Genomic DNA, 13976 nt, shown 5'->3' with positions numbered 1-13976 from the left:
CTCCCGACCATCGAGCAATCGACGTTGAGGCATCGCTGCCGCTTCATGGAGTGGGCGTGAGGCCACGGCGCGCCGACAGCAGCGCCGCATCCTTCTTGTTGACGTTTCGATGAAGACTGCTTAGAACCGCGTGCTCTGTCTCCGGGGTCCAGAAGATCTGGAGGTGTTGACGGGCACGAGTGATCGCCGTGTAGAAGACGTTGTGGGAGATGTCGTCTTCGTTCGCGTCAGTAATCACGACTTTCACCGAGTCGTACTCCAGGCCCTGCGCCTTGTGGATCGAGACTGCGTAGGCGACCTGGAACGGCACCGACCCGGTAGTTGAGTCGTCGTCATCGTCGCCAGTGCCTCGTTCGTACACGTCAAACTGGACTGTCGAGTCCGAGATGTAGCGCAGCTCGAAACCGTCGACATCAAACGCTGTCACTGGCCGGTCGAGCGACACGTCGAACTGAATGCGACCGGGGAACGTCTTGATGTCGACGATCTTGCCCTTCAAGTTGTTGTAGATCACCGGTCGGAACCGGTCGGTGTCGTTGAAGAGAACCGGGTCGCCAACCTTGTAGGTCGAGGCTCCCCACACCGTCGCGGCACCGGGGTTGCTGCTCTGGAGGAAGCGGTTGACGTTGTTGATGCCATAGAGGCCGTCGTAGTTGAGGCACAGAATGATCTCGTCGGCACGCTGAGCTTGGAACAGGGACTCGTTGAGCACCGTCGAGTAGCCATTCCGTGCGAGAGTTTCAGCGATGTCGTCCTTGAGATCACGTACCGCCGACCATAGATCGAGTAGGTCATCGTTCTTGGTCCTGAACGGAGTCGTGAGTTCGAACACCGCTGTCTTCGGGATGAAGGATCGGGCCAGACCGAACCAGTTTCCGAACTGGATCGACTCGATCTGGAAGACGTCGCCGACGAGGACAAGAAGCTTGAACGACGTACGCTCCAGAACCTTGAGGAGATCCGAGTTACTGACCGTGCTGCTCTCGTCGATCACCAGAACGTCGTAGTTGGTGGCGTCACCCCGACCGATGTGACTGCTGATAGTTCGGAAGGTCGAGTTCTGGGCGTTTACTCGGCGTTTGAGATTGTCGACCGCAGGGTTCGTGTGCGCGAGGAAGAGTTTGTCGTTGACGTTGAAGTAGTTGGCGATCAGGCTCACCATCGTCGACTTGCCCGTGCCAGCCGCCCCGTAGATGAGTGCCACCTGCGAGTCGGCGAACAGTCCCTTGAGCGCTTCCACCTTGATCGGGTCGTCCGGCGCGGGCGTAGTCTGACCGAGCCACTGCGTGACCGCGGCGTCGTAGCCAGCGATGCCGGTCGAAGCGTGCTGCTGAAGCCGCTCGATGATGTCGACCGTGCCGTCTTCGTATTCTCGGATGAAGACGTGTCCCTTGTCCTTGATCAGGTGCCGGCCGGAGTGCTTGTAGTAGACCTTGCCGTTGTACGCCGCGATCAACTGATCGACGTCACCAAGCGGCTCCAGCTCCGCAAGAGGCGTGTAGAGCATTCCGCGATCCTCGACATTGTTCTTCACCCGACGCGCCAGCAGCTCATGGGTGCGGCCGACGATGTCCAAGCTCTCCGCGAGGTCAGAAAACCGCGGGTTGTGCCCGTACAGCGACGTACAGAACGGCATCCGCTCGAACGGTCGGCACCCGTACTCGAGACACAGGTTCGACAGAACCCCACACGCGACAGGGGTGTACTGCAGCTTGATGATCTGGTTGTTCATCCGCAGCATCAGGTACCGCAGTACGTTGTATCCAGCCGACTGGGCATGAACAATCCGCCGCGCCTCGTCGAGCATCGGGAAGATCTGCGGCTGCCTCGAGCTCTGAGTCGCCCACGTCGCGAGTTGCGCATACTCGGCTGCCCCCATGTCAACGATGTCGAGCAGACTCGATGAGGTCGTCGTGAGGTGGTACATCAAGTTGCGGTACTCGGGGCCGCCTGAGGAGGCTTTGATGCGCAGTCCAAGAATGCGCGCGAAGTTCTCCAGCTCGCACGGTCGGATGGACACCTCCCACTCCCGGATAATCGTGATCGGCATCGTCTGCCCGAGGACCTGGATCGACTCACTCTGGAGTACCAGGTTCGCCGCGTACTTGTCCGTGATGTCAATGTCGGTGAAGCCGATGATCCGGTCGAACTTACTGACGCGATTCATCGCGTTGTAGAAAGTGACCTCGTAGTAGACGTGTCCGCCCGTGTAGAACGGCCGAACGGCGTGGATGTAGTACCTGTCTTTACGCGGGTTGGCCAGTGGCACAGCCCGGGCCGCACTGATCCGGTCCGCAATTTTCTGGTGGTACTCCCGCAGCGAGGGGTCCAGATCCACTGGGAAGTCTTCGAGGTTGGGCAAGATCGCGACGTTCAGCTGCGTGCTCGCGAGATCGCGAATGCGGTGAAGGTAGTCGTAGTACTTCAGCATCAGACGCTCGGAGGGGTCGCCGCCCATCGTGTAATGCGATGCACTGATCTGCAGCAACTTATGGAAGCGCTTCAGGAAGTTGAGCTTCCCATTCGCTCCGACGTAGGTCATTGCATCCCCGACCGCCGAGTACTGAAACTCGGCGTCGCCTCGGCCGGCATGGAGCCGGACGGCCATGCCCTCGACCAGATTGCGAAGCTGACTCAGGATGTTCTGAGCGAGAAGCGCCCGATCGTGACTCAGCGCCGTGATGTTCGCCGAGATCGCGTCAGCGGCGCTCTGGATCTGCTGATCAACGGTGCTCAAGATGTCCCCAGCGCAGTGCTGAATCGCTCGTGGAGGTCGCGCAGGCTATCCGCGCCCTCGTCGCTGGGTGCCGCTCGATCGTTCTGCACCAGCCAGTTCGCAACTGCCACCTTCGACGGGGCCTTCAACCCTTGCTCGTCGATCCACGTTTGAATCGATGCGGCCACTGACACAGAGCCGTCAGTCTTGAGGCCGGGCAACGCCGGCATCTTTCCAACAGCGACGTTCGCGTTGCACTCGGGAAGAAGTGCCGCGACAGCGTCTCGGTAGGCATCCGTCGCCAGCACGTTCTCGATGCCCGGCAATCCAAGGTCAATGATGACGCCTTCTGGGACGCCCGCGTCGAGCAGCGACTTCTTGATCGCAGCACCTCCATCGTCGCCATCGACGAGGTAGGCGACCCTGGCTGCTTCCAGGTCGAGCTGCGGCAGGAAGTCGTTCGGCACCTCGGAAAGTCCAGGTGCCACCTGGTAGGGCAGGTCGTCCAGACCTGTCGCCGCACGAAGCAGAGTCGGCAGCAGAATCATCTCTGTCGCACCCTCTGCAAGCACGACGCTGCGGGCGGGAGTGAACGCTGCTGCCGCCGCTCCCATCGCGAGCATCAGCGGTGAGTAGCCAGCTGCGCCTTGCCAGAAGCTGTTCTTGATATCGCTAACCTGCAGGTTGTCCGCCCGCGGGACGACCGTGCGGATTCCAGTGCCGAGGTCCGGAGGCAAACAGGCCGGACTGTGGGTCGTGTAGATGACCTTCACGGCGTGTTCTTGCGTGACGAACATGTTGACCAGGTCCGCCTGAGCATCAATGTGCATGTGGTTCTCGGCCTCGTCGATCAAGAGGATCGGTGGCCGATCGGAACCATGCACCTTCAAGAACGCGATCAGCGCAACGAACATGCGAAGGCCGGCACTTCGCTCATCGAAGACCGTGACGTTGTCGCCGTCTTCCATCAGTTCGATCCGAAGCTGATCTCCGTCCAACTCGAAATGCACCGAGAGTCGAGCCTGCTTCCAGGCATCAGCGAAGATCGCGTCCATCCGCCTGTTTGCCTGAACGATGGCGGTTCGACGTCTGGCGACGTCGCCCGACGCCATGAAGCCGTGAAGCTCTGAAAGGTCGAGCGAGGCCGTCCCGGCCAAGTTGGCTAACGCTGCGGGCGGGTGCGCGGCGAGATTCTCGTCGAACGTGTACGTCGACTGGATGGATCGGTCATCCTCACCGAACAAGATGAAGTCAGGGGACCGCCTCCACAGTCGATCGCGAGCAGCGGCCCCCGGTTCTTCGCGTCGCTGCCACGTCACGACGGCGTCAAGTGCACCTCGCAGCTCCGGCGCATCCTCGAGCGTCGCGCCAAGCAGAGACTCCGCGAGTCCGACAGGCTCGTCGTCGATGGACGCCCCCGGTTCTGCGATCGCCGCCTCGACGGCTTCGATGACAGTCTGTAGTTCGGCACGGTAGTTCCGGGCGGCATCAGACTCTGGGTCGGCATACGTGGTGTCTGGGTTGATCGAATCGTCGAGGTCGTCGGACGAATACTCCCGCTTCAGGATTTCGAGGGCGTCCTGCAGCGCTGTGACCGACTTGGTCGGTAGAGGCGTGATGTCGACCGTGAGCTTGTCCCCTGCCGCAGTCCGAGCAATCGCCGCGCGCGTGGGCAGCTCATAAAGGTCGAGATCGGCCAGGGCATCTCGGTCCGCGTCGTCGAGGACATAGTCGAAGCGTGTGACCTGGGTGTGATCGGTAACCTGCGCGGCCCTCGAACGCTGCGGAACCGGCACCTCACTGTCGCTGTCCACATGCGAAAGCGCCTTCAGCAGGGTGGTCTTGCCTGCCTCGTTCGGCCCAACAATCGCAATGACCTTCGCATCGAGGTTGACCTTGGCATCAACCAGGCGTCCGTATCCACGAATCCGAGCGGAGATCAGCCTCATCGCGCCGTCTCCTGACCCGCTAACAGCTCAGCCTGCTCGAGAACGAGCTCGACTGCCTTCTCCTCAAGGTCTGGCGGGTAGTCGTACTTCGCGAGAAGACGGCGCACCTTCGTGCGCATCGCTGCGCGCACCGACTCCTTCAGGTTCCAGTCGATCGTCGCGCTCTTGCGGATCGAATCCACTAGTTCGCCGGCCATCTTCTTGAGAACGTCGTCGCCCATCTGCAGGACAGCCGCGTCGTTTTGAACGATCGCGTCGTAGAAGGCGGCCTCGGCTACGGAGAGCCCCAGCTGCTCGTGCCGGTGATTCTGATCGCGCATCTCCTTCGCGAGCTTGACCAGCTCCGCGATGATCTCCGCCGTCGTCAGGGAGCGGTTGGTGTACTTGAATATCGCCTCCTCGAGCTGCTCAGAGAACTTCCGGCTCTGAACGATGTTGCTCCGCGAGATGGTGCGGATCTGGTCGTTGAGCAGACGGCGCAGGAGACCCATCTGCAGGTTGGGCTTGTCCTTGTCGACGAGCGAGTCGAGGAACTCGTCGCTCAGGATCGACAGTTCGGGGGTCTCGACACCGGCAAGTTTGTAGATGTCGACGACCTCGTCTGCTGCGACTGCCTCGTTGACGAGCTGCCCGATGGCCGTGTCGATCTCGACTGCACCGGACCCACCGCGGCCTGAGTCAGGGTTTTGGATCTTCAGGATGGCGGCACGGACGTCGGCGAAGAGTCGTGCGTCATTGCGGATCGCCGCTGCCTCGTCCCGCGAGCCACAGAGCGCATATGCCTTGGCGAGCGCAAGCACCTGGTCGAGGAAGCGCTCGGTGCGATCGGGGTCCGCCATGACGAAGTCGAGCACCTTGGCGTGCTCGGCCAGGCGCTGTCCGGCCGGCAGTTCCGGACTGGAGTTGTAGTCGCAGCCGTGCAGCAGGCCACGGATAATGTCGTGGCGCTCCAGCATGGCGGAGACCAGTTCTTCGATCGGCACACCGGCCTGGTCACGGTCGCTTGGCGAGTACTCGACGAGTGCCTTCTGAAGGTTTGAGAAGACGCCGATGTAGTCGACGATCAGACCGCCTGGCTTGTCACGGAAGGTGCGGTTCACCCGAGCGATAGCCTGCATGAGGCCGGCGCCCTGCATCGTCTTGTCTACGTACATCGTGTGCATTGACGGAGCGTCGAAGCCCGTCAGCCACATGTCGCGGACGATGACCAGTTCGAGTGAATCGTCCGGGTTCTTGGCGCGAGCCTTGAGGTCCTTGCGAACATCCTTCGAGTAGATGTGCGGCTGGAACTCGGCAGGGTCGGCGGCAGAGCCCGTCATGACGACCTTGATCTTGCCTTTGGCCGGATCGTCGCTGTGCCAGTCCGGGCGGAGGGCGACGATCTTCTCGTAGAGCCGGACGGCGATGCGGCGGCTCATGGTCACGATCATGGCCTTGCCGATCATGGCTTCGCGGCGCTTCTCCCAGTGCGTCACGATGTCGCGAGCAATGAGGTCGAGGCGCTCCTCGGCGCCGACGATGGCTTCGAGGCGAGCCCACTTGGACTTGGCTTTTATCGCCATGTCCTCTTCGACCTGCTCGGTGATCTCGTCCGCGAGCTCGTCGAGAGCCTCGTAGTCCTCGACCGACAGCTCGACCTTGGCGAGCCGTGACTCGTAGAAGATCTTGACCGTCGCTCCGTCCTCAACCGCACGGGTGAGGTCGTAGACATCGATGTAGTCACCGAAGACCGCGCGGGTGGACTTATCGGTCGACTCGATCGGAGTGCCGGTGAAGCCGAGGTACGTCGCACCAGGCAGGGCGTCGCGCATGTGCTTAGCGAGGCCGGACTTGAGTGTGCCGTCGCGACCGAGAGTCTCGGTGAAGCCGTATTGCGAGCGGTGTGCCTCATCGGCAACGACGACGACGTTGCGGCGATCCGTCAAGACGGGGTTGCCGTCGTCGCCCTGCTCCGGCGCGAACTTCTGCAGCGTCGTGAAAATGATGCCGCCGGACACACGGCGAAGGAGCGTGCGCAGATCGGAGCGCGAATCCGCCTGAACCGGCTTCTCGGGAAGGATCTCCGCGGGCGCGAAGACCTCACCGAAGAGCTGGTCGTCGAGGTCGTTTCGGTCAGTAAGGAAGACGAGGGTCGGGTTGTTCATCCGCGCGTCGCGCATGATCTTGGCCGCGTAGAGCAGCATCTCAATCGACTTGCCGCTCCCCTGTGTATGCCAGACCACGCCACCGCGGCGATCGCCGTTCGGCCCGGCCGCCTCAATGGTCGACTCGACCGCAGCGTTGACTGCCCAGTACTGGTGGTACTTGGCAACGCGCTTGACGAGGCCCTTGGATTCGTCGGAGAAGACGATGAAGTTCTTGATGATGTCGAGGAAGCGAGCGGGCTCGAAGACGCCCTTGATGAGCACCTCAAGCGCAGGCACACCCGAGACCGGGTCGCGGCCGTCGATCGTCTTCCACGGCGCGTAGTGCTCGAACCCCCCAGTGAAGGAACTCATGGCCGCGCTGATGCCGTCGCTGATCACTGTGACGGCGTTGGGCACGAACACCGCCGGGATGTCCTTGCGGTAGGTCTGTACCTGGTTCCAGGCGTTCTTGAGCGTCGCGTGTTCGTCAGCAAGGTTCTTGAGCTCAAGTAGACCGAGCGGGATGCCGTTGACGAAGACCAGGACGTCGGGCCGGCGGTTCTTGTTGCCGATGATCGTGAACTGATTGACTGCGAGCCAGTCGTTGTTCCGAGGGTCGTCAAAATCAATCAGCTTGAGGCTGGTCGTGCGCACCGAGCCGGTGTGGTCGCGGTACTCCACCGGCACGCCGTGAATGAGGAGCTTGTGGACGCGTGCGTTCTCAGAGATCTCGCTCTGGCTCTCAGCGCGCTCCAAGCGCTTGATGGCCTCATCGACCATGTCGAGGTGCTCTGGGTTGATTCGCCTGGCCGCGTCACGAATGCGGTCGTAGAGGTAGATCTGCTCGAAGTTGGCGCGCTCAGGCTGAGTTCCGTCTGCCGCGAGGTTCGGCCCGAACGCGGTCGAGTAGCCGATCTGACGCAGGTAGTCGAGAGCGGCGTCCTCGATAGTGGCTTCGTTGAAGTTCGTCATGCGACGGCCTCCACGGCTAGTCGGACCGCCAACTCACCAGTCATCAAGCCAGTCAGAGTTGCCTCGCGGGCATCCTCGAGAGTCGCCATTTCAGCTCCACACTGCAGCATGGTTCGCAGGCCAGCGTTCAGCGCGTCGCGCAACGGGGCCGTTTCGCTTCCCGAGAACTTCGGGAAAGGGAGCTGCCGAAAGTTGGTGCTATTGAGGCCGGGGATCGCGACTCCGGTACCGCGCTTGCGCATCTCCTGGTCCATCCATGGCGAGCGCAGAGTCCAATACAGCAACCCTTGGCCAACCTCGGTAACGGCACGAACACGATAGACGTGTTCATTAATCGTGGCTTCGGCGACCGGGAACCCCTCCCCGAATGCGCTGACATGGGGGATGAAGTTCCCCGGCTTCCCTCCATCCTTGTAGACGAGCACGTCACAATCGCCGAGCACACCCCGGCGCATTCCCGCAGCGAAGTCCTCGGACACTCTCTTGAACGCTCGCGAATTGATGATGCCTGCCGACTGCACGTTCTCGGCTCCAAGGCTGACGACACCATCGGTATCCGCCGAAACGCCACCCTTCGGCCTGGAGCCAGTTTCCAGAACGGCAAGTACCTCGCCCAGAGTGAAGTCGTCGTACAGCGGATGGCCGTCTTCTCCGACAACTACTGCCGCGTCAAGGTATGCCTGGCCAAGACGCTCAATGAGCCCGATACGCCGCCTGCAGGACTCAATCTTTCGGTCGTACGCCTCAATCACGTCTGAAATGGCTGCTTGTACCTCTACCGGGGGCAGCCGCAGCGTCATCTGCTTCAGGTGCATCGGGCCGAAGTGCTTGAGCACGGATCCCGCTCCCATCGCGGCGATCTGTACCTTAAACGTCGATGCCGTCAGCGCCAGGCGGACAAAGCGTTGCAGTACGCGATCGTCGATGGCACGGAACCGAATCAAACCGGTGTAGGGGATTGTGCCGACACCCTCTGGCCCAACTGTCGTGACCTCACCAAGAGATGCCGAGGTGCTGAGAACAACATCGTCCTGCTCAAGCTTGAAGTGTGACCACTTCTTGTCGACCATCGCCGGGTCGAGATAGTTGCACCCGGTCAAGATCGAATCTCGCGACTTCACGCCTGCGAGCCGAATGAGTGGCACGCCGGACTCGCGAAAGTCCTTGGCGAGGATTCCTGGTCCCTCACGGAAGTCCAAGACGTCATGCAACGGAACCTCGACCCACTCAGACATCAAGTCGCTCCAACTCACGGAGGAGGTCGGCTTCAAGGTCGCGTGCCCTCTTGAACTCTTCGATCAGTTCATCGCGTAGCCGAGTTACCCGCTCGGCAGCTGGCTCGCCCGCCTCCACAGCGGCCGAACCGACGTATCGTCCCGGCGCAAGCACGAAGTCTTTCGCGGCGATCTCGGCAACCGTGACGCTCTTCGCGAACCCGGCCACGTCCTCATAGCCGCCATCGTGGTTTCGCCAAGCATGATATGTGTCGGCGATCTCCGCGATGTCTCCATCACTGAGCACGCGCAACTTCCTCGTTGCCATGGCGCCCATGCGGCCGGCGTCGATAAAGAGCACCTCTCCGGTTCGGGCGCGGTGTCCGTTGCCCGTTCGATCCTTCGACAAGAACCAAAGGCACACAGGGATGGTTGTATTGAAGAAGAGGTTGGTCGGCATGGTGACGACGCAGTCAACAAGGTCGGCTTCGATGACACGACGGCGGATCTCGCCCTCCCCACGTTCCTGAGAGGTGAGCGAACCGTTTGCGAGAACGAAACCTGCAGTGCCGCGGGGGCTGAGGTGATGGATGAAGTGCTGCACCCAAGCAAAGTTGGCGTTGCCCTCAGGCGGGGTGCCGTACTTCCATCGCGAGTCGTCCTGGAGCTTGGCGTCCCACCAGTTGCTGACGTTGAACGGCGGGTTAGCGATGATGAAGTCGGCGCGCAGGTCCGGGTGAAGATCCTGCGTGAAGGTGTCTGCCGAGCGGTCCCCGAGGTCGGCCTCGATACCTCGCAGCGCGAGGTTCATCTTGGCCAGCTTCCAAGTGGTGTCGGTGAACTCCTGCCCGTAGACGGAGATATCGGTCCGCTTCCCACCGTGCGCCTTCACGAACTCGGCAGACTGGACGAACATGCCACCCGAGCCGCAGGCCGGGTCGTAGACACGACCGTGGTACGGCTCCAGCATCTCGACGAGCGTCTTGACCACGCTGCGAGGCGTGTAGAAGGCGCCCGCGTCCTTGCCGGTCTCCTTGCCAGCGAACTGGCCAAGGAAGTACTCGTAGACGCGACCGAGGACGTCGTCGCTGCCGTGGTCGTCGGACTCGGTGAAGCCGATCGACCCGATCAGGTCGACGAGCTGACCGAGGCGGCCCTTGTCGAGGCCCTCACGGCCATAGTTGCGAGGCAGGACACCTCGGATACTCGGGTTCTCCTTCTCGATCAGATCCATCGCTGTGTCGATGACCTGGCCGATCTCGGGAAGCTTCGCCTTGGACTGGATCGACTCCCAGCGTGCTTCCACAGGAACCCAGAAGACGTTGTGACTGCGGTACTCGTCCCGGTCCTCGAGGAAGGTCTGGCGACGGGCCTCGTTCGGGATGTAGTCGTCAGAGTTCGGGTCAGCGAGCGCGGCCTCGATGTCCTTGTAGCGCGCCTCGAAGCGGTCCGAGATGTACTTCAGGAACACCAGACCCAGTACGACGTGCTTGTACTCCGATGGTTCCTGGTTGCCTCGAAGCGCGTCGGCAGCCTCCCAGAGCCGCTGTTCAAGCGTCTTGGCCTGAGCCTTCTTCGCCTGCCGCGCCATCAAGCAACCCCTCCGACAGGGCATCGCTCTTCAATTGCTGACATGGGGGCGCGACTCATACTCAATCTCCATTTTACCACCGGTTCGAACATCTGTGCGAAGATTGTTGAAACCGCCGATCCCTGATCTCCGCGTCCCTAAGCATGTCAGGAGAGCCCGACACTTTCGGGCGAACTCCCCCACCGGCCCGCGTGAGCCGTTCTGCCTCGAACCGTCGGACGCCGGCCATAGGGTCAGTTCATGGCCGAGCTGCACCTGACCGCTGACGACGATCACGTCGAGCGACTTGCCCACGAGAACGACCCAGTCCGGGCGATCGTCGAGCTGATCTGGAACGCCATCGACGCAGAGGCGTCCACCGTCACCGTCGAGCTCGTCCACGACGAGGTGCTGGGTGGGATCTCGAAAACGATCGTGTCCGACACGGGCCACGGCATCGACCGGGACGAGCTGGACTCAACCTTCGGGCGGATCGGCGGTTCGTGGAAACGATTCGCGGCCAAGACGAAGAACGACAAGCGCGGCCTGCATGGCAAGCGAGGAGAAGGGCGACTCCGGGCCTTCGCTCTCGGAAACCGCGTCACGTGGACAAGCCACAGTGCCGATACGTCTGGCGCTCTGCAGCGCCTGGAGATCACTGGTACGACCGAGCACCGCCACGTCTTCAGTTGGGATGCACAGGCTGTCGACCACGGCGCCACCGGCACAGTCGTCACCTCGTTCAACGAGAGCCAGAGGTCACTCGGTGCGCTGGAGGCGCCGCGGACTCGCTCAATTCTCCTGTCGCACTTCGCCCCGGTCCTGATGAACGACGACGACCTACGGATCACCTACCTCGGTGCCGACCTCGACCCGGCCGACGAAGTGGCGAGCAGTTCGGACTATCCCCTCCCATTCAGAGATGAGGCCGGCAACGCCTACGAGGCTGCCCTTCGGATCATCGAGTGGAAGACGGTCAAGCATCGAGCGATCTACTACGGCCAGGACGCGGAGCACTTCGTCTACGAGGAGTCCGCGGTCGACGTCGAAACCCAGTTCCGCTACTCGGCCTACGTGACCTGGGATGGCCTCGACCACGAGGCGCTTTCGGTCATCGGGCTTGGAGACATGTCGGATGCACCGGTCGGAGCGCTCTGGACCGCGGCGCGGAGCGGGATCCGTGAACACTTCCAGAACCGGCGCCGGGAACGCCGGCGAGAGCAGCTGGAGAAGTGGAAGAAGGAAGACGTCTATCCCTTCGAGGGCGAGGCCAAGTCCGAGACCGAGAAGGCAGAGCGCGCGATCTTCGACGTGGTCGCAGGAACGATCGCCGCGCAGATCCCGGCCAAGAAGGACTCGGCCAAGGTCACCCTCGGCCTCTTGCGTACCGCCCTGCGCCAGGATCCCGAGCAGCTCGGGGTGATCTTCAACGAGGTTGCTTCCCTGACGCAGGAGGACCGTGAAGCGTTGACGCGGCTCCTCGGCGAGACCACCATGTCCGGCATCATCAAGGCCGCCAACGTCGTCACCGGTCGCAACAAATTCCTTGCCGGAATCGAACGGCTGATCTTCCCGCCGGAAGACACCGACACCATCGGTGAGCGCGATCACCTACACCCGATGCTCGAGCGAGAGCTCTGGATCTTCGGCGAGGCGTACCACCTCATGAGCAGCGAACGCGGACTCACAGAGATGGCTCGGAGTCACCTCAAGTTGCTTGGCCTCCCCAGCAAGAAGGTCGAGCCAGTGAAGCGCTGGGACGAGAAGTCGGGCCGCGTTGACCTCCACCTGGCCGTCAAGATGGAGGAGTTCGAGGTCGCTCGGCATCTCGTGGTCGAACTGAAAGCGCCTGGGATCACCCTTGGGCGCAAGGAGCTCAACCAGGTCGACGACTACGCCGAGGCGATCCTGTCCAAGGCGGTGTTCGCGACGGACAAGGCGAGTTGGGACATCATCCTCGTCGGCACGGACTTCGACAGCAACGTAGAGAACCGGTTCATCGCGGGGTTCCGTTCCGAAGGCCTCGTCCTTGGCCCTGAGCCGAAGCCCGGCCGCCCGCGGGTGCGCGTGTTCGTTCGCCGATGGCGAGACATCCTGGACGAGAACCGAGCGCGTCTGCGACTTATCACCGACAGCCTCGATCACGACCCGTCCCTGGAAGACGGCTTGCGGCACATCCAAGAGCAGTACGCCGATCTCTTGCCCGCTTCTCTACAGGCCGACGAGGCATCAGCGTGATCCGCCGTAGCCACGGACGTTGTCTATTCCACATCAAACCTTGCGCACGTACCTGACCCCTGTCGGTGCGTTCAGGAACACCGCCAAGAAGCCTGCAAAAACGACAACATTCATTGACTTTCAGCAACACGCAATTCATAGTCAACCGCGGCATTGAGAGCGCCCTGACTCCAAACGCCAATGCCGGGTTGATACCCAGGAGGTTCTTCTAGATCCTCCCCGGACACCACCACCTCATTGGTGTCCTGCGGCTCGTAGAGCACCGACGGGTGGTCGGCCGCAATTCACCAAGGAGGTACGCCATGACCGGCGAGACCCCACCCGCTCCGGCGGGTACGAGCAGCCAGGTACGGACACTGGCTGTCAGGATCTCGGACGACCTGCGGGCGCAGCTGGACATCCTTGCCCAGCTCACCGGCAGGAGCGCCACCGAAGAGATCCGCCTGGCCATCGAGAGCTGGATCGCCAAGTCCAAGAGCGATCCGGATGTCCTCAAGAAGGCCGAAGTCGTCCGAGCCGACATCGAACGAGAGGCTCAGACGCGCCGCAACGCTATCGCCGCGATCTTCAACGGGGATGGCAACGCACCCGGGGGAAAGTCCCCCACCTCCCGGTCCACCAGTGCGAGCAAGCGCTCCTGATGGGCCCTGGCGGGATCCCGGATCTGACGGCCACTGTGCCAGCTCGGATCCGGGGTCTCGCCGCACACTCAATCCGCCGCTTTGCGTGCCGGACTCTCCTGTCGAAGGTCGACGGGAGAGCACGATACGGAAAGAAGGTGACAGGACATGGCGCGAGCCATCCTCATCCCACATGACAACGATCGGCCGATGGAAACCCGTGAGCTCGCGACGCTCGAGGAGTACCAGGCCGTCGTCGGCGGCTACATCGAGCAGATCCAGACTGGGCTTGAGCGAACGTCTCTCTTCGTCAACGACGAGGCGAAGCTCATCCCGCTGGCACCGAACCGGCGCGCCACCATCCTCTGGTGGTTCAACCAGCCCATCATGCGCTTCCGCGACATGCTCGCAGGAGACGTGGTGTTGGTCGGCCCCACCGGAAGAGGTGGCGACACCAAAGACGTACCGGAGTCCCTCGTGAGTCTCCTACTTACTGACTCCAACCTCAGGCTCGAGGGGACTGCTGCACGATCAGGTGACAGGTTGGGTTAGGCCGCCTGGGTGGCGGTTG

At 61.9% G+C, this 13976-nt stretch carries 8 protein-coding genes; 3 read left to right on the top strand and 5 right to left on the bottom strand.

The window, feature by feature from the left end; translation table 11 throughout:
- Nucleotides 1-43: 43 nt before the first annotated feature.
- The 5 genes from ACZDWJ_RS02865 to ACZDWJ_RS02845 are packed head-to-tail and all read right to left on the bottom strand — an operon-like array spanning nt 44 to nt 10568.
- Nucleotides 44-2737 carry an ATP-dependent DNA helicase gene (locus tag ACZDWJ_RS02865; RefSeq protein WP_463519405.1) on the bottom strand — a complete coding sequence of 898 codons (2694 nt, stop codon included), beginning with the start codon at nt 2735-2737 and terminating at the stop codon, nt 44-46.
- On the bottom strand, nt 2734-4665 hold the full coding sequence (locus tag ACZDWJ_RS02860) for an AAA family ATPase (protein WP_463519404.1): 1932 nt from the start codon (nt 4663-4665) through the stop codon (nt 2734-2736). The genes ACZDWJ_RS02865 and ACZDWJ_RS02860 overlap by 4 nt, the downstream gene beginning before the upstream one ends.
- Nucleotides 4662-7763, bottom strand: a complete 3102-nt coding sequence (locus tag ACZDWJ_RS02855) for a type I restriction endonuclease subunit R (protein ID WP_463519403.1) — start codon at nt 7761-7763, stop codon at nt 4662-4664. The genes ACZDWJ_RS02860 and ACZDWJ_RS02855 overlap by 4 nt, the downstream gene beginning before the upstream one ends.
- On the bottom strand, nt 7760-8998 hold the full coding sequence (locus tag ACZDWJ_RS02850; protein WP_463519402.1) for a restriction endonuclease subunit S: 1239 nt from the start codon (nt 8996-8998) through the stop codon (nt 7760-7762). The genes ACZDWJ_RS02855 and ACZDWJ_RS02850 overlap by 4 nt, the downstream gene beginning before the upstream one ends.
- Nucleotides 8991-10568, bottom strand: coding sequence for a class I SAM-dependent DNA methyltransferase (locus ACZDWJ_RS02845; protein WP_463519401.1), 1578 nt, complete (start codon nt 10566-10568; stop codon nt 8991-8993). Before ACZDWJ_RS02845 ends, ACZDWJ_RS02850 begins: the two co-directional genes overlap by 8 nt.
- A 240-nt stretch (nt 10569-10808) precedes the next feature.
- Here ACZDWJ_RS02845 and ACZDWJ_RS02840 point away from each other — a divergent pair, with 240 nt between their 5' ends.
- The 3 genes from ACZDWJ_RS02840 (at nt 10809) to ACZDWJ_RS02830 (ending at nt 13957) form a co-directional block, all read left to right on the top strand.
- Nucleotides 10809-12785: an ATP-binding protein gene (locus tag ACZDWJ_RS02840; RefSeq protein WP_463519400.1), complete on the top strand. Its 1977-nt coding sequence runs from the start codon at nt 10809-10811 to the stop codon at nt 12783-12785.
- A 302-nt stretch (nt 12786-13087) separates the two neighbouring features.
- A complete protein-coding gene (locus ACZDWJ_RS02835) occupies nt 13088-13426 on the top strand; it encodes a hypothetical protein (protein WP_463519399.1) in 339 nt (112 codons plus the stop codon).
- A gap of 147 nt (nt 13427-13573) precedes the next feature.
- Nucleotides 13574-13957: a DUF3846 domain-containing protein gene (locus ACZDWJ_RS02830; RefSeq protein ID WP_463519398.1), complete on the top strand. Its 384-nt coding sequence runs from the start codon at nt 13574-13576 to the stop codon at nt 13955-13957.
- The last annotated feature ends 19 nt before the right edge of the window (nt 13958-13976 follow it).

Source organism: Nocardioides sp. B129/18 (assembly GCF_055282735.1).
This window is presented reverse-complemented; position numbering and strand designations above follow the sequence as displayed.

What these genes read in the sequence shown, in the direction of transcription:
- ACZDWJ_RS02845 (WP_463519401.1), bottom strand. Translation starts at nt 10,568, where the DNA reads ATGGCGCGGCAGGCGAAGAAGGCTCAGGCCAAGACGCTTGAACAGCGG.
- ACZDWJ_RS02835 (WP_463519399.1), top strand. Translation starts at nt 13,088, where the DNA reads ATGACCGGCGAGACCCCACCCGCTCCGGCGGGTACGAGCAGCCAGGTA.
- ACZDWJ_RS02850 (WP_463519402.1), bottom strand. Translation starts at nt 8,998, where the DNA reads ATGTCTGAGTGGGTCGAGGTTCCGTTGCATGACGTCTTGGACTTCCGT.
- ACZDWJ_RS02860 (WP_463519404.1), bottom strand. Translation starts at nt 4,665, where the DNA reads ATGAGGCTGATCTCCGCTCGGATTCGTGGATACGGACGCCTGGTTGAT.
- ACZDWJ_RS02830 (WP_463519398.1), top strand. Translation starts at nt 13,574, where the DNA reads ATGGCGCGAGCCATCCTCATCCCACATGACAACGATCGGCCGATGGAA.
- ACZDWJ_RS02840 (WP_463519400.1), top strand. Translation starts at nt 10,809, where the DNA reads ATGGCCGAGCTGCACCTGACCGCTGACGACGATCACGTCGAGCGACTT.
- ACZDWJ_RS02855 (WP_463519403.1), bottom strand. Translation starts at nt 7,763, where the DNA reads ATGACGAACTTCAACGAAGCCACTATCGAGGACGCCGCTCTCGACTAC.